19 protein-coding genes are annotated in these 13,876 nt (G+C 66.7%); 7 read left to right on the top strand and 12 right to left on the bottom strand.

Features of this window, described 5'->3' with window-relative positions; all coding sequences use genetic code 11:
• Positions 1 to 159 precede the first annotated feature (159 nt).
• The 7 genes from VL752_RS21100 to VL752_RS21070 all read right to left on the bottom strand — a co-directional run bounded on the left by VL752_RS21100 (position 160) and on the right by VL752_RS21070 (position 6,562).
• A complete protein-coding gene (locus tag VL752_RS21100) occupies positions 160 to 1,653 on the bottom strand; it encodes a carboxypeptidase M32 (protein WP_325358428.1) in 1,494 nt (497 codons plus the stop codon).
• Positions 1,654 to 1,680: 27 nt separating this feature from the next.
• Positions 1,681 to 2,613, bottom strand: coding sequence for a heme o synthase (locus tag VL752_RS21095; protein WP_325358426.1), 933 nt, complete (start codon positions 2,611 to 2,613; stop codon positions 1,681 to 1,683).
• 257 nt (positions 2,614 to 2,870) lie between these two features.
• Positions 2,871 to 3,536 carry a class I SAM-dependent methyltransferase gene (locus tag VL752_RS21090; protein WP_325358424.1) on the bottom strand — a complete coding sequence of 222 codons (666 nt, stop codon included), beginning with the start codon at positions 3,534 to 3,536 and terminating at the stop codon, positions 2,871 to 2,873.
• A gap of 81 nt (positions 3,537 to 3,617) precedes the next feature.
• Complete coding sequence (locus tag VL752_RS21085) at positions 3,618 to 4,799, bottom strand: ribonuclease E/G (protein ID WP_325358422.1); 1,182 nt, start codon at positions 4,797 to 4,799, stop codon at positions 3,618 to 3,620.
• On the bottom strand, positions 4,729 to 5,325 hold the full coding sequence (locus VL752_RS21080) for an SH3 domain-containing protein (RefSeq protein WP_325358420.1): 597 nt from the start codon (positions 5,323 to 5,325) through the stop codon (positions 4,729 to 4,731). Before VL752_RS21080 ends, VL752_RS21085 begins: the two co-directional genes overlap by 71 nt.
• A 62-nt stretch (positions 5,326 to 5,387) precedes the next feature.
• Entirely contained in the window at positions 5,388 to 5,768 is a 381-nt protein-coding gene (locus VL752_RS21075) for a hypothetical protein (protein ID WP_325358418.1), read from the bottom strand.
• The gene (locus tag VL752_RS21070; RefSeq protein WP_325358416.1) at positions 5,765 to 6,562 is read right to left on the bottom strand and encodes a HesA/MoeB/ThiF family protein; all 798 of its coding nucleotides are present in this window, start codon (positions 6,560 to 6,562) and stop codon (positions 5,765 to 5,767) included. The genes VL752_RS21075 and VL752_RS21070 overlap by 4 nt, the downstream gene beginning before the upstream one ends.
• A 189-nt stretch (positions 6,563 to 6,751) precedes the next feature.
• Between VL752_RS21070 and VL752_RS21065 the strand changes: the two genes are divergently transcribed.
• Positions 6,752 to 7,321, top strand: coding sequence for a CHAP domain-containing protein (locus tag VL752_RS21065; protein WP_325358414.1), 570 nt, complete (start codon positions 6,752 to 6,754; stop codon positions 7,319 to 7,321).
• Between the two features lie 13 nt (positions 7,322 to 7,334).
• Here the strand turns inward: VL752_RS21065 and VL752_RS21060 are convergent, their stop codons facing one another.
• Positions 7,335 to 8,144: an EipB family protein gene (locus VL752_RS21060; RefSeq protein ID WP_325358412.1), complete on the bottom strand. Its 810-nt coding sequence runs from the start codon at positions 8,142 to 8,144 to the stop codon at positions 7,335 to 7,337.
• Between the two features lie 76 nt (positions 8,145 to 8,220).
• Between VL752_RS21060 and VL752_RS21055 the strand changes: the two genes are divergently transcribed.
• Positions 8,221 to 8,709 carry a DUF488 family protein gene (locus tag VL752_RS21055; protein ID WP_325358411.1) on the top strand — a complete coding sequence of 163 codons (489 nt, stop codon included), beginning with the start codon at positions 8,221 to 8,223 and terminating at the stop codon, positions 8,707 to 8,709.
• A 68-nt stretch (positions 8,710 to 8,777) separates the two neighbouring features.
• On the opposite strand, the gene VL752_RS22205 is transcribed toward VL752_RS21055, so the two are convergent.
• Complete coding sequence (locus VL752_RS22205) at positions 8,778 to 9,659, bottom strand: NAD(P)-dependent oxidoreductase (RefSeq protein WP_408863197.1); 882 nt, start codon at positions 9,657 to 9,659, stop codon at positions 8,778 to 8,780.
• Between the two features lie 134 nt (positions 9,660 to 9,793).
• On the opposite strand from VL752_RS22205, the gene VL752_RS21040 reads away from it, so the two are divergent.
• The 4 genes from VL752_RS21040 to cynS all read left to right on the top strand — a co-directional run bounded on the left by VL752_RS21040 (position 9,794) and on the right by cynS (position 11,907).
• A complete protein-coding gene (locus VL752_RS21040; RefSeq protein ID WP_325358410.1) occupies positions 9,794 to 10,405 on the top strand; it encodes a carbonic anhydrase in 612 nt (203 codons plus the stop codon).
• 3 nt (positions 10,406 to 10,408) lie between these two features.
• Positions 10,409 to 11,101, top strand: coding sequence for an MT-A70 family methyltransferase (locus tag VL752_RS21035; RefSeq protein WP_325358408.1), 693 nt, complete (start codon positions 10,409 to 10,411; stop codon positions 11,099 to 11,101).
• Positions 11,102 to 11,219: 118 nt separating this feature from the next.
• Positions 11,220 to 11,426 carry a hypothetical protein gene (locus VL752_RS21030; protein WP_325358406.1) on the top strand — a complete coding sequence of 69 codons (207 nt, stop codon included), beginning with the start codon at positions 11,220 to 11,222 and terminating at the stop codon, positions 11,424 to 11,426.
• A gap of 31 nt (positions 11,427 to 11,457) precedes the next feature.
• Positions 11,458 to 11,907, top strand: coding sequence for a cyanase (gene cynS, locus VL752_RS21025; RefSeq protein ID WP_325358404.1), 450 nt, complete (start codon positions 11,458 to 11,460; stop codon positions 11,905 to 11,907).
• 50 nt (positions 11,908 to 11,957) lie between these two features.
• On the opposite strand, the gene VL752_RS21020 is transcribed toward cynS, so the two are convergent.
• Positions 11,958 to 12,125 (bottom strand): XapX domain-containing protein, encoded by a 168-nt coding sequence (locus VL752_RS21020; protein ID WP_325358401.1) that lies wholly within the window; start codon positions 12,123 to 12,125, stop codon positions 11,958 to 11,960.
• Between the two features lie 5 nt (positions 12,126 to 12,130).
• Entirely contained in the window at positions 12,131 to 12,682 is a 552-nt protein-coding gene (locus VL752_RS21015) for an NADPH-dependent FMN reductase (RefSeq protein WP_325358399.1), read from the bottom strand.
• Between the two features lie 94 nt (positions 12,683 to 12,776).
• On the opposite strand from VL752_RS21015, the gene VL752_RS21010 reads away from it, so the two are divergent.
• On the top strand, positions 12,777 to 13,529 hold the full coding sequence (locus tag VL752_RS21010) for an AraC family transcriptional regulator (RefSeq protein WP_325358397.1): 753 nt from the start codon (positions 12,777 to 12,779) through the stop codon (positions 13,527 to 13,529).
• On the opposite strand, the gene VL752_RS21005 is transcribed toward VL752_RS21010, so the two are convergent.
• The gene (locus VL752_RS21005; RefSeq protein ID WP_325358395.1) at positions 13,474 to 13,875 is read right to left on the bottom strand and encodes a winged helix-turn-helix transcriptional regulator; all 402 of its coding nucleotides are present in this window, start codon (positions 13,873 to 13,875) and stop codon (positions 13,474 to 13,476) included. The two genes, VL752_RS21010 and VL752_RS21005, sit on opposite strands and share 56 nt — an antisense overlap.
• Between the last annotated feature and the right edge of the window lies 1 nt (position 13,876).

Here is a 13,876-nt window from a genome sequence, read left to right as displayed (position 1 = left end):
GGGGCGGAATCGAACCACCGACACTGCGATTTTCAGTCGCATGCTCTACCAACTGAGCTACCTGGGCAACGACGCTCTTGGCGTGGCCGGCTGGGTAGCGCAGCCGGCGACCGGGATCAAGGGGGGTAATTGCAACCGAGCTGTCACAGGACGCGCGGCTCAGCCCGGGCCGAGGTAGCGCGCGGTGAGATGCGCCTCGAAAGCCTGCGCATCCAGCGGCTTGCCGGTCGCCGCCCGCAGAAGATCGTTGAAGCCGAGGAGATTAGCGCGGCCGTGGATTTCCCGTCGTACCCAGCCGAGCAGGCCGGAGAGATCGCCCTCCGCCAGCGCCGCGTCGAGATCGGGCAGATCGCGCCGGATCGCCGCCATGATCTGCGCGGCGGCCATTGCACCCAGTGTGTAGCTCGGGAAATAGCCGAAGGCGCCGTCATACCAGTGGATGTCCTGCAGGCACCCGCGGCGGTCGTCCGGCGGGGTGATGCCGAGGAGTGCCGCAAAACCCTCGTTCCAGGCACCGGGCAGGTCCGCGACGGTGAGATCGCCCGCAATCAGCGCGCGCTCCAGCCGGAAGCGCAAGATGACATGGGCCGGGTAGGTGACCTCGTTTGCTTCGACGCGGATGAAGCCGCGCTCAACATGGCGCAGCAGGCGACCCAGATTCTCGGCGCGGTAGAGCGCCGGATCGCCGCCGAAGGCCGCATGGAGCTGGGGGCCGAGCCAGGAGAGCCAGGCGTCCGAGCGGCAGACCTGCAGCTCGATCAGCAGGGACTGGCTTTCATGCGCCGCCATGCCGGCGGCCTCGCCCACCGGCAGCCGCGCATGGGCCTGTGGCAGACCGGTCTCGTAGAGCGCGTGGCCGGTCTCGTGCATCACGCCCATGATGCTCTGGAAACACTCGTCTTCGCTGTAGCGGCTGGTGATACGGGTGTCGGTGGGCGTGCCGCCGCTGAAGGGATGGGCGGAGCGGTCCAGCCGGGCATGGGTGTAATCGAGCCCGGCCGAGGCCGAGAGGCGGCGGCAGAGCGCTTCCTGCAAATCGGTCGGAAAGGGGCCGGACAGGGGCTGGCCCGGGCCACGGGAGGCCTGGATCGCTTCGGCGCGCGGCAGGGCGTCGCCCAGGAAGAGCTCGTAGGCCGAGAAGACCGGCTCCACATCCGCCGCGACGATGCCGCGCTGGTAGAGGTCCATCAGCGCGTCGTAGGGGGCCATGCCGAAGGTCTCGCCGAGCGCGGTCGCCTGCGCTCGTGTGAGACGGACGACCTCCTCCAGATAGGGCTGGACCATGGCGAAATCGGAGGCGGCACGCGCGCGCCGCCAAACGGATTCGCAAGCGGAATTGGCGCGGCTCTGCGCCTCCACCAGATCGGCGGGGAGGGCCACTGCCTGGGCGCGGCGATGGCGCATCAAAGCGAGATTGGCGGCGGCCCAGGGCTCCTGCGGGGGCGCCGCCTCGGCCTCTGCGAGGTCGTCCGCGAGACGGGGATCGACGGTCAGCTCATGGGCGAGACCGGAAAGCACGGCGAGTTGGTCCCCGCGTGCGGCCGCGCCGCCCGGCGGCATCATGACGGATGCATCCCAGTTCAGCATGGCGATCGCCTCGCCCACGGTAGCGATGCGCGCGAAGCGGGCGGCGGCGCGGTCATAGGCGGTCATGGCCGGATCTTTCAGGGAAGCTTGCTCTTAATGAATGACCCGGCAGAGAGCGAGAGCCAGGAAGAGCAGGAAGAGATAGAGAAGGGAGTAGCGGAAGGCCTTCCGCGCTGGGGCGTTCTCCGTCACCGAGGCGCCGCCGGGCCCCGCGCCGTCGTGCAGCACGCGGACGGCATGGAGGATGAAAAGACCGCTGAGTATCAGACTGATGACGAGATAGGGCAGGCCGACGAAGCCCACCATCCAGGGGCTGGCGGCCACCGGCAGCAGCAGCAGCGTGTAGACGAGGATATTGATCCGCGTCACCCGCTGGCCGGAGACGACGGGCAGCATCGGCACGCCGGCCCGCTCATAGTCCCCACTCGCGTAGAGGGCGAGGGACCAGAAATGGGGCGGTGTCCAGATGAAGGTGATGGCGAACATCAGCACCGGCACGAGGTCGATGCTGCCGGTGACGGCCGCCCAGCCGATGATGGGCGGAAAGGCACCGGCGGCTCCACCGATGACGATATTCTGCGGCGTGCGGCGCTTCAGCCACATCGTGTAGATGAAGACATAGAAGGCGATCGAGACCGCCAGCATCAGGGCGGCGACCCAGTTGGTCAGCAGGTCCATGGCGACGACGGAGAGGATGGAGAGCACGACGCCGTAGATCAGCGCCGGCAGCGGCGCCATGCGCCCGGCTGGAATGGGGCGACTGGCCGTGCGACGCATGACCGCGTCGATATCCCGGTCGTACCACATGTTGATGGCGCCTGCCGCACCCGCACCGATGGCGATGCAAAGGATGGCGCCAACAGCGACGAGCGGATCGATGTGACCCGGTGCCAGCACCATTCCACTGGCGCCGGCGAAGACCACGAGGCTCATGACCCGTGGTTTCAGCAGCGCGATCCAATCCGCAAACTCGGCGCTGCCGGGCAGCGTCCGCTCGGCAGGGATCGCGGTAGCAGGCTTATCCATGATCAGGCTTTCGTCTTTCCAGTACCGTCCTTGGGCCAGGCCCACCCTTTACGGGAAATGGGTCAATACCGCGTAGCGCTGACATGGGGCCGCGCATGATGTCTGCCATGCCATCGTCGGGACACTGAGGGCGTGCGGCTGCGCTCCCTCAGGTCTAGCTGGGCTAGCACAGGAGTCTTGGGTCGAGAAACAGTTTGCGTGCAGGCCAAACACGCCTTTCGGAGAGTGCGGCCCTGCGCGAGGGAAGCGGCGCGCGCTCAGCCCGGCTCGGCGGGCAGGTGGACAAGCGTGAAGATGCCGAAGGGCCAGGTTGCGCGGGTCACGGCACGGGCGTTCTCCTCCGGCGTGAGGAGCGCTTCGACGGCGAAATCCGGATGCCAGCCCAGAGCGTGAGAGGCCGGTGCCATGGCGCGTTCGATCCAGCGGCGGGGCCCGGATGGTGCGATGAAGTGATTGACGAAGAGGAGATGGCCGGAGGGGCGAACCAGCCGCCGCATCTCCGTAATCAGCCGCTTCGGATTCGGCACTACGGACGCCACGAACATGGCGACCGCGATATCGAAACTCTGGTCGGGGAAGCCGGTCGCTTCCGCATCCATCTCGTGAAGTCCCGCGACGTGGCGCAGCCCCATCTTTTCGGTGCGCGCCCGCGCACGGGCCAGCATTTCGGTCGAGAGGTCGATGCCCGTCACACGTTTCTCGGGATTGTACAGGGGGAGTGCCAGACCCGTGCCGACGCCGACCTCCAGCACGTCCCGCCCAGGAAGCGCATTGATCAGGGACACGGTGCGGTTACGAGCGGAATGCGAGATTGCACCGAAGGCGCCATCGTAGATACCCGCCCACCGCCGGTAAGCGGCCTGCACGGCGGCCTTGTCCAGAGCCGAGTGCGGCTGGTGCTCACGCGTTTCGGATACCTGCATTACGAGCGGACCTGCTGCTTGTTGACGTTTCGCATCCCAGCCGAAGAGATAGGGTGGAATCTAACGAATGACTTAACAGCGTTACACAATTGTGACCAGACGCCAGGAGTGCGGCCGATCCTCGATTGCGTTGTCTGCATATAGCGCGGGATAATTTCCGGTGCGATCACGAAACTGATCACGGGCGGTGGTATCGCCTTCGATGGCGCCGAGAAGCGCCGGGGAGAGTGCGAGCGCATGGCTCTCGCCCGGCCGTTCCACCACTGCTCGGGCGAGGGAGGCGAGACCCGCGAGTGCCTCCGCATAGGCACCTTGCAGCAGTTCATGGAGCGGCGGATGGGTGCGGCTGCGCTGGATTTCGGCAAGGCCGAGCCCGGTGAAGCCGAGGAAGCGCGGTTTCTGCGGATCGTTGGCGAGCGCCGCCTGGAAGGCCTCGGTGAGCAGCGGGCGCTGGCGCTGGGGCAAGCCCGCCAGGTCGATCACGATTGCGCCAGAAAGATGTCGCAGCCGGATGTGCCGCGCGATGGCCGGGATGAGGCGGCGGTTGAGCGCGAGCTGAGCGTCCTTCTTGCCGCGGCGTTCGCCGGTCAGGCTTGTGGCATCGGCGTCGATCGCGACAAGCGCCGGGGTAGGCGTGATCGAGAAGCGCCCGCCGCCTGGGAGATGCACCTCTGCCTCGGCCAGCGCCGCCCAGATTTCGGCGGCGTGCTGAGCTTCGTCGCCCAGACCCACGGTCATGCGCGGGCGAAACTCGGCGGGAAGGCCGGCCGAGAGGCCGGGCCGGTCCACGAGGATCGCGGCCTCCGGATGGAGCGCCGCCAAGCGTTCGATCGCCCCGGGGCCGCGACCGAGGAGGCGCGGCGGCCCTTCCGCTGCCGCCTCAAGGCGGGCGACGCGCGGGCCCTTGCCTCCCTGGGCGCCGCGGATGACGCGCAGCGCGAGGGGACTGCCCTCAGGAAGCCCGGCCGCACCGGCGGTATCGGGCAGGAACCCGTCTGCGGAACCCGCGGGCAGGGCGACGAAGGCCCCCGCCATGGCCGGCACCTGGGCGCGGATGCGGCCGATGACCTGGTCCCCGGGTTCGAGTGGGCCGCCCGGCCGCTCGATCGCGCTGTCGATCGCGATTCCGCCGACCAGGGCCAGCGCACGGATTTCTCCGGGTCCGGAGGTCGCGAGAATGACCGAGGATGCGCTACTTGGCAGGAATCTTCTCGCCAGGCAGCGAGCCCCAGAATTCGCTGCGTTGCAGCCAGCCAGCGACATGGTCCACGCGCACCCGGCACCAGTCACTGCCGGCATCGCAGCGCTCGATCGCGCCGACGACGCCGGGCATGAGCTGGGCGCGCGGATCGGCGTCGGTCGTCGCGCGGCGATAGAGAGTGACCGGGGCAGTGCCGTTGATCACGAAATGGCGACCGCCCATCAGTGTCGCCTCATGCATCCAGCCCTTGGTCCCCTCCGAATCGACAACCAAGCGCCAGACATCGAATTCGCGCAGCACTTCTACCGGCAGCCCGACCCGATGATAGACCCAGAGAATGGGATATTGGTCGCCCGGTCCGACGCGGAGATTGACCGCATCGGCGCGGAGCGAGACGAAGCGCGGCAGCGGCAGGCCAGAGGAACTGCCGACATGCGGGTCCTGAACCGGTTTGGCCGGCGCAGGCTTGGTGGCGGGAGCTGGGGTCGGCGCGTCTGCGGCCATGGCGCCGGAGGTCAAAACCGCAAGGAAGATCGCAAGGGCCGTGGCGGCTAGGCGGGGCAGGAGGCGCATGGTCCGAAAGCTCATGCCCTGTGCGTGCCAAGCCAGGCGCGCCGGGTCAAGGGGAAGCCGCGCAGCCAGGCGGCCGGTCAAAGGCTGATGGTCTGCGCGCTGGCGCTCTCGGAAAGGAAACGGGCGATCCCCGAGACGGCCACGCCCGGGAGCAGGGCGGTGGCCGATAAGGCTTCCGCCTGGAGTCCGGCCGCGCAGGCGAGAAGCGTCACGCCGAGTTCTTGGCAGGCGTCCCTGAGCGCCGCGAGGCCGGCAACGCCTCGGGCCTGGATCAGCGCGTCCCGCTCGCAGTCCGCCAGGCCGGACCAGTCCGCCGCCAGCGCGTGGCACCCGCCATTCGTCGCGAAAATCAGCGTCGGCCGGCCGAGGGCGGCGGCCCCGGCCGCCAGCGCGAAGGCGTAATGCGCCCGCTCATGCGTGCCGGAGAGGAGCAGGATCGCGAGGGGTTGCGCGCTCATGCCGCGCCGCAGACCGAACAACGGGGATCGCGCGGCACGCGGATGGTGCGAAAACGTGTGGCGAGCGCATCCCAGAGTAGAAGGCGGCCGGACAGGCTTTCGCCGATGCCGAGGATTTCTTTGATCACCTCTGTGGCCTGCAGCGTACCCATGACGCCGGTGACGGAGCCGAGCACGCCGGCTTCGGCACAGGAGGGCGCAAGGCCGGGAGGCGGCGCCTCCGGATAGAGGCAGCGATAGCAGGGGCCCTCGGCATGGGCATGGGGTTTGAAGACAGACAGCTGCCCCTCGAAGCGCAGCACGGCGGCGGAGACCAGCGTCCGCTTCTCCCGCACGCAGGTGTCGGCCACGAGATAGCGCGTCGTGAAATTGTCCGACCCGTCACAGACGAGATCGTAGCGCTGGATGAGGCCGGCCGCTTCCCGCTCACCAAGGCGGAAGGGGTGCTCCTCGACCCGGCAGAGCGGGTTGATGGCGCGCGCGCCGGCCGCGGCCGAAGCGGTTTTGGCCTCGCCTAGCCGGGAAGCGGTATGGGCAATCTGCCGCTGCAGATTGGACAGTTCTACCCGGTCGTCATCGACGAGGCCGATCGTGCCGATGCCGGCGGCCGCGAGATAGAGGGCGAGCGGACTTCCGAGGCCGCCAGCGCCGATGACGAGCACGCGGGCGCGGCGAAGCGCGGCCTGGCCGCTGCCGCCGATCTCCGGCAGCAGGATATGCCGCGAATAGCGCTGGATCTCTTCCTCGGTGAAATCGAGATCGGCGCCGTCGGACACGGAGAGCGCGGTGTTCATGGAAGATCCAAAGCACCGAAGCCTGCGGGCGCACAAGAGCGCGCATGCGGGGGAGCCTTGCCCCGGTGCGGGCTTCGCCTTCAGCGCCGTGTCGCTCTCAAAGTTCTTGTCAGACAACGGTCTGTCGGGTTTTTATCATGTAACGCCTGAGAGATGAGGCGTAGACCGCTTGTCAATGGGATCAGTGGGATGAACCTTCGGCGTAGCTTGGGCCGATCTGGCCTGCGGGGGCTATCCGCCGTCTTGCTGCTGGCCGTCGCCGGATGCGGCGGCGGACGCTACGCCTCCTATGGGCAGAGCACGCCCATGACCTGCGTTCCCTATGCGCGCCAAGTCTCCGGCCTGCCGCTGAGCGGCGATGCCTGGCAATGGTGGTCGGCAGCGCAGGGGCGATACGCCGAAAGCAACCGGCCGGTGCCCGGCGCCATTCTTGTCTTTCGCCGCACGGGCCGGCTCAGCAGCGGCCATCTCGCCGTCGTGACGGCGGTCGTCTCGAACCGGCAGGTGCTGGTGACGCAGGCCAACTGGCTGCCCTACCGGATAACAGACGGCCAACCGGTGGTCGATGTCTCGCCCGGGAACGACTGGTCGGCTGTCCGGGTCTGGTGGCCGCCGTCTGACCGGTTGGGGATGACCGTCTATCCGACCTATGGTTTTATCCTACCCGCGCCGGCCTCACCCTTCCCGGTGACGCCCGGTGCGCGCCAGGGCGTGCCGATCGCGGACGCGGTTCCGAGCCTGCTCAGCGCCGGCTGCTAGGTCAGATCAAACGCTAGCCGCAGTGGCTCGGCAGGAGCTGGAACTTCGCGAGCTTGCCAGCCATGGTGAAATTCCCGAAGTCGAGATCGAGGGAGTCAGCCACGCCATTGTCCCAGTAGCGCATGGCGATCAGCGTGTCCGGCAGCAGCTGCGTCGTGTCCTTCGGAAAGTAGCCCATGTGGACCATCAGGCTGGGCAGTTCGGCGAGTGGCTTGAAGGCGGTCGTCACCTCCTCGCCGCGGGTCGTGATGACGGCAAAGGTATTCTCTGCCGAAGCGCCGGTGGTGCCGTCGAAGACCGGCATGGAGACGAAGGTCTTGCCCTGGTGCGCGGCGGTGAGGACGGCTTCGGTTTGGGCCATCGGAAAGACTGTGCCCGGCGGCAGGGCGACACGCTGGTCGTGCGGTTCCGTATAGACTGCGAAGCCCGGCTTGCCCGGCGGTAACTCGGCATAGCCGGCGCGCTCGTCCCGCGCGCCATTCGTCACCTGGGTGATGCGGAAGCGGAACTTCCGGCCGTCCTTGGATTCCCAGGTGGCGTAGTCGGAGACGGTATGGGTATCTCCGCCTTCACGATCGAGCACCGTCATGTCGAGCCGCTGCTGGGTTGCCCAGCCGGTGCAGCCGTCGATGACCTCGTATTCCATCGCGCCCGAGGCGCTGGTGACGCCGCTGTTGCCGGTGGAGGCAAGGGTGAGGCGGTAATAGGCGCGGTGGGCGGCGAGGGTCATCGCCTGCGCTGGAGCCGGCCGCGCCGCGAGCGGCATGGCAAAAAGGGCGAGGCCCGCGAGAAGTTTTGTCAGGCGGTGGAAGGCTGGCGTCATCCTGGGCTTTCAGTCCTGCAATCCCGGCCCCGGCGGGGCTCGGCCATTATCAAAGCACGATCGGCGAGACAGACACATGGCAATCTTTGAACCCGACGGCAAAGCGCCGACCCTCTTTACCATTGGTTACGAGAAGGCGGGTTTCGGCGCTTTTGTCGAGACGCTGAAGACTGCCGGTGTGCGGCTGGTGATCGATATTCGGGATCTGCCGCTCTCCCGCCGCGCCGGCTTCTCCAAGCGCCAACTCGCTGCCGGCCTGGATGCGGCGGGCATTGCCTATCTCCATCTCAAGGCACTCGGAACGCCGCCGGCAGGGCGGGAGGCCAACCGCCGCCGGCAATGGCCGCTCTTCTGGGAGATCGTGGAAGACAGCCTCGCCCGTCCGGCGGCCGGCGAGGCCTTGGCCGAGGCGGGGAGGGTCGCCGCGGCCGCGCCTTCCGCGCTGCTCTGCTACGAGGCCGAGGCCTGCACCTGTCATCGCCGCAGGGTGGGCGAGATGCTGGCGGAGACGCGCGGATTCCGGATCGAAGATCTCCGTGTCGAGACGCCATTTGAGCCCTTTTAGGTCTGACCGGTTCAGATGAATCGCGGGGGCGATTCCTCTGAACCGTGAATCAGAACCTTCTCAACGGGTCAGAGCCCGGCATCCTCCGCTGCGCGCTTCGCGATGGCGCAAAAATCAAGCGCGCCCTCGCCGCGCGATTCAGTGGCGAGGAAGCGGTCGCGAAGGAGCGAGGCCATGGGCAGCGGTACCGAAAGCTCTTCGCCTGCGGCGAGGATCAGCCGGTTGTCCTTGGCTCCGAGCCCGACCTTCGCCCCGGGCGGGTCATAGGCCTGGTCGAGGATGATGCGGCCGTAATTCTTGTGCACCGGTGCGGTGAAGAAGGATTCCGTCAGCACCTCGAAGAGGGTCGCCTTGTCGACGCCGCCCTTCTCGTTGAGAGCGAAGACCTCCGCCAGCTGCTCGATCGTCGAGAAGATTAGGAAGTTACAGGACAGCTTGATGAGATTGGCCTTGAAGGGCCGGTCGCCGGCGATGAAGAGCCGCTGGCCGAGGCTTTCCAGCACGGGCCGCACCCGCTCCAGAAGGGCTGCCTCGCCCGCGGCCATGACGAACAGCTTGCCCGATTCTGCCGCCGGCGGCCGGCCGAGCACGGGAGCGGCGACAAAACCCTGGCGCAGGCTTGCATGGGCCTCCTCCAGCCGCTTCGAGAGATCGACCGAGATGGTGCTGCCCGAGATATGGATCTGGCCGGGCTTCAATCCGGCCAGCACGCCGTCCGCGCCGAAGACGAGGTTTTCCACCGCCTCGTCATGCGCCAGCATGGTGATGACCAGCCCTGTCCTCTCGGCTGCATCGGCGGGATTGTCCGCGATCGTCACGCCTTCGCCGGCCAGGGCTTCCGCCTTGTCGCGGGAGCGATTGTAGACGACCACCTCATGCCCTGCACGCAGCAGCGTGCGGACCATGCCCTGTCCCATCGGCCCCAGGCCGATCATTCCGACTTTCATGATTTCAGTCCCTTCTTGCTTGTCGTCCTGCGAGACGGTCGCCCGTCGCGTGCCAGGGGTGCCATGTCGTTCCGTACCGGTTACGAATGCGCAGGAAGCATATTGCCGCCCGTCGCCGCAGCCCTTAGTTTGACCATGTGGAAAATCTTCTTAGCGGTTACAGGCGGTTCCGCCATACAGTATGGCCCGGGCGCCGTGAGCGGTTCGAGGCGCTGGCTCAGCGTGGCCAGAAGCCCGAGACCCTGATCATTGCCTGTTCCGACAGCCGGGTTGACCCGGCGATGGTCTTCGACGTCGGCCCAGGCGAAATCTTCATCGTGCGCAACGTGGCCAATCTCGTGCCGCCCTTCGAGAAGGACACCGCCTTCCACGGCACCTCCGCCGCCATCGAATTCGCTGTCCGCGTGCTCGAAGTGCGCAATGTGATCGTCATGGGCCACGCCATGTGCGGCGGTATCAATGCGCTGTTGCATCCGGCCTCCGCCGAGCGGCTGGACTTCATGTCCTCCTGGGTCGAGATCGCGGCCGAAGCGCGGGACCGTGTGCTGGCCTGCGAGCCGGTCGAGGAAAAGCAGCAGCAGATGTGCGAATACGAGGCGATCAAGCTCTCGCTCCGCAATCTCATGACCTTTCCCTGGCTCGCCAAGCGGGTCGAGGACGGGCGCCTGAACCTGCATGGTGCATCCTTCGACATCCGCAGCGGCACGCTTTCGCTGCTGAATGCCAAGGGCGAATTCGAGGCGGCTTAGGCCTTGGGCAGATTTGATCCCTCCTACGGCTCCCTCGTTCCGGGACCGGCGAGCGAGGCCGCCATTGCCTTGGGGCACGCGTTGGGAGGCCGCCAGTTCGCGACGATCCTCGCCGATCCACCCTGGCAGTTCACCAATCGCACCGGCAAGGTGGCGCCCGAGCATCGGCGGCTCGCCCGCTACGGCACGATGACTCTCACCGAGATCATGAGCCTGCCGGTGGCAGCCCATGCGACCGAGCCCGCGCATCTCTATCTCTGGGTGCCAAACGCCCTGCTGCCCGAGGGCCTCGCGGTCATGCGGGCCTGGGGTTTTACGTACAAGACCAATCTCGTCTGGCACAAAATCCGCAAGGATGGTGGGCCGGACGGCCGCGGCGTTGGTTTCTATTTCCGTAACGTGACGGAACTGCTGCTGTTCGGCACGCGCGGGGCGCGGGCCCGCACAGGGGCGGCGGCCCGCCGACAGGTCAACTTCCTGGCCACGCGCAAGCGCGAGCATAGCCGCAAGCCGGACGAGCAATACGATCTCATCGAGCGCTGCAGCCCGGGTTCCTATCTTGAGCTTTTCGCCCGCGGCCCGCGCCCCGGCTGGGTCGGTTGGGGCGATCAGTCCGAGATCTATGCGCCGGATTGGGAGACCTATGCCTATAATTCTCAAAGTGATCTGCCGCGGCTGCACTGCGGCGAGGCCTGACTCGGCGCGTTTCTGACGGCAATGCAGGCTTGCATGGTCGCGCTCCACGCGGTTCCATGGGCGCCGCGATAACCGGCGGTTCGATTGGCTCGAGCCCCCATCCCGGAGAGAGGATTCCATGCTGCGCGCTGCCTCGAGGGGTATCATTGGCTTGTCACTGGTTCTGGCCGTGCTCGCCTTGGCCTGGATCGTCTGCGATCTTCTCCTCGCGGCGCCGGCCACGCTCGTCTTCGAGGAACTCGCAATCGGATGCGCGATGCTGGCGCCGCTCGTCTGCCTGCTCGGCTGGGCGGTGCGCTGGGTCGGCTGCCGATTCGAGACCTGAACGGGGCGTCCGCCTCATCTCGGAGAGTATTATGCAAGACGCGAAAACCGAACTTGGCCAGAAGATCCTCGGGATCAAGCGAGAGAAGGGCTTGAGCTGGGACGTGGTGGCCGGGGCGCTTGGCCAGTCCCCGGTCTGGAGCTGTGCTGCCTGCCTCGGCCAGATGTCGATGCCGCCCGAGGTTGCAGCCCGTGCCGCATCCCTCTTTGATCTCTCGGTTGCCGAGCAAGCGCTGCTCGAAGCAATTCCTTATCGGGGGTCGCTGCCGCCCGGGCCGCCAACCGATCCGCTGATCTATCGTTTCCACGAACTCGTGCAGGTCTATGGCACGACCTGGAAGGAGCTGATCCACGAGGAGTTCGGAGACGGCATCATGAGCGCGATCGATTTCGACATGACGATGGAACGCCAGGCGGACCCCAAAGGCGACCGGGTGCGGATCACCATGAGTGGCAAGTTCCTGCCTTATAAGCGCTACTGAGCGGCCTGGCTTCGCTCTTTGAACCGAGGCTGGAGGACGTGACCAAGCTTTCAATGGATCAGCATCTGCCGCGCCAGAGGGAAGAGGACACTGCCGAGATAGACGCCGAAGGCGCCGATGATGCCGGTGAGCGTGGGCGGTGCCGGCAGGGGCAGGCGCAAAGCGGTGAAGAGAAGGCCGACCGAAAGGCCCGCGCCGAGGGCGAGGAGATGCGCCATGGCGGTCATCCTCGCGCCGAGGCGCCGAGGAAAATATCCAGCGCGCGGGAAAGATGGCGCAGCGTCACGGTGTCCGTCAGCTCTCCGTCCGTGATCTTTTCATTGACCAGCGGCACCACCAGTTCATGCAGCGGCACCAACCGGCAAAGCATGGCAGTCAGCGTCTCGCGCAGCTGAGCCTGGGCGCGCACCCCGCCGAGCGCCCCAGGCCCGATCGTGACGAACAAAGCCGGCTTGCCGACGAAGCAACTCGTGAAGGCCGGTCGGGAGAGCCAGTCGAGCGCGTTCTTCAGCACCCCCGGCAGGCCGTGGTTGAATTCCGGCGTCACGATGATCACCGCGTCGCTGCGGTCAATCTGCGCGCGCCCTGCTACCACGGCCTCGGGCGCGGCCTCGGTATCGAGATCCTGATTGTAATGGGGTAGGGCGCCGATATCGAGTGTCTCGAAGCGGCTGCCAGTGGGCAGCAGCGGAGCGATCCCCCGAAGAACGGCGCGTGCATAGGAGTCGCGGCGCAGGCTGCCAGCAATGCCGGTGATGATGAAGGGCTGGGTCATGGTGTCTCCTTGGCGCCGGCGGCTTGTCGCTGGACTTCCGGAGTGGCATCTATACGCAGCATACGCCGGGGTCTTTCGCCAACCGGCCAAAACCATGCGCCCTGATGCCATGCCGACCTGGACTGCAGATCGTCTCGACCATCCCGCCGGAACCACGATCGATCGCCACAGCCATGCAAGCGGGCAACTCGCTTTTGTGCTCCATGGAACGATGACGGTGGAAGCGGAGGAGGGGGCCTGGCTCGCCCCCCCGGGACGAGGGATCTGGGTGCCCCCGGGAATTCCCCATGCCGCGCGCTATAGCGAGGCCGCCTCTCTTGTTCAGTTGCTGTTGCCGCCGGAGCGGGTGCGGGATTTGCCGAGGGAATGCCGGAGTGTCGCGGCCTCTCCGCTGCTCCGCGAGCTGGCGCTGGAAGCGGTCCGACTGAGCCCGGACGATGAGGCAGAGCGGGGCCTTGTCCTGCAGCTCATCCTGCGCCGGGTTCTGGCGCCGCAGCCCGGGCCCGTGCTCTTCCTGCCCTACGGCCGGGACCCGCGCCTCCGCCGTGCGGTTGCGCTTCTATTGGCTGAACCCGGCAGCGACATCGGCTTTGAAGAAATCGCGAAAATTGCCGGAGCCAGCCCGCGCACGCTCGCCCGGCTCTTCCGGGCGGAGACCGATATGGCCTTCGCCCGCTGGCGCGACCATCTGCGCGTCACTGTCGCGGTTGATCGTCTGATGCGCGGCCACCCCATCACCGCAACGGCGCTCGACCTCGGCTATCAGAGCGCCAGCGCCTTCAGCGTGATGTTCAGCCGGCTGCTGGGGCAGCCACCGGGTCGGTTCCTGAAGGAGCGCGGCCGGTAAAGAGGCCGATATGCGCGTCTCCCCAGAATTTCAGTGCCTGCAGCACGGGTTCGAGTGTGCGTCCGCGGTTGGAGAGGCTGTATTCCACCTTCGGTGGCACCTGGGCATAGACACGACGCAGGATCAGCCCATCGACTTCCAGCTCGCGGAGTTGGTTGGTCAGCATGCGTTGGGTGACGTCTGGAATGCGGCGCCGGAGTTCATTGAAGCGGAGCGTACCGTCCAGCAGGTGGAAGAGGATGACTCCCTTCCACTTGCCGTCGATCAGGCTGAGCGTCGCTTCCACCGAGCAGCCGGGGCTGCAATCGAAGCGGGAATGGCGCGGCGGTGTGGTTACGGTATCCATT

Origin of the sequence: Acidisoma sp. (assembly GCF_035492295.1) — a bacterium.
Taxonomy (GTDB): domain Bacteria; phylum Pseudomonadota; class Alphaproteobacteria; order Acetobacterales; family Acetobacteraceae; genus Acidisoma.
The sequence above is the reverse complement of the archived record's forward strand: the minus strand, read 5'-3'. Positions and strand labels throughout refer to the sequence as shown.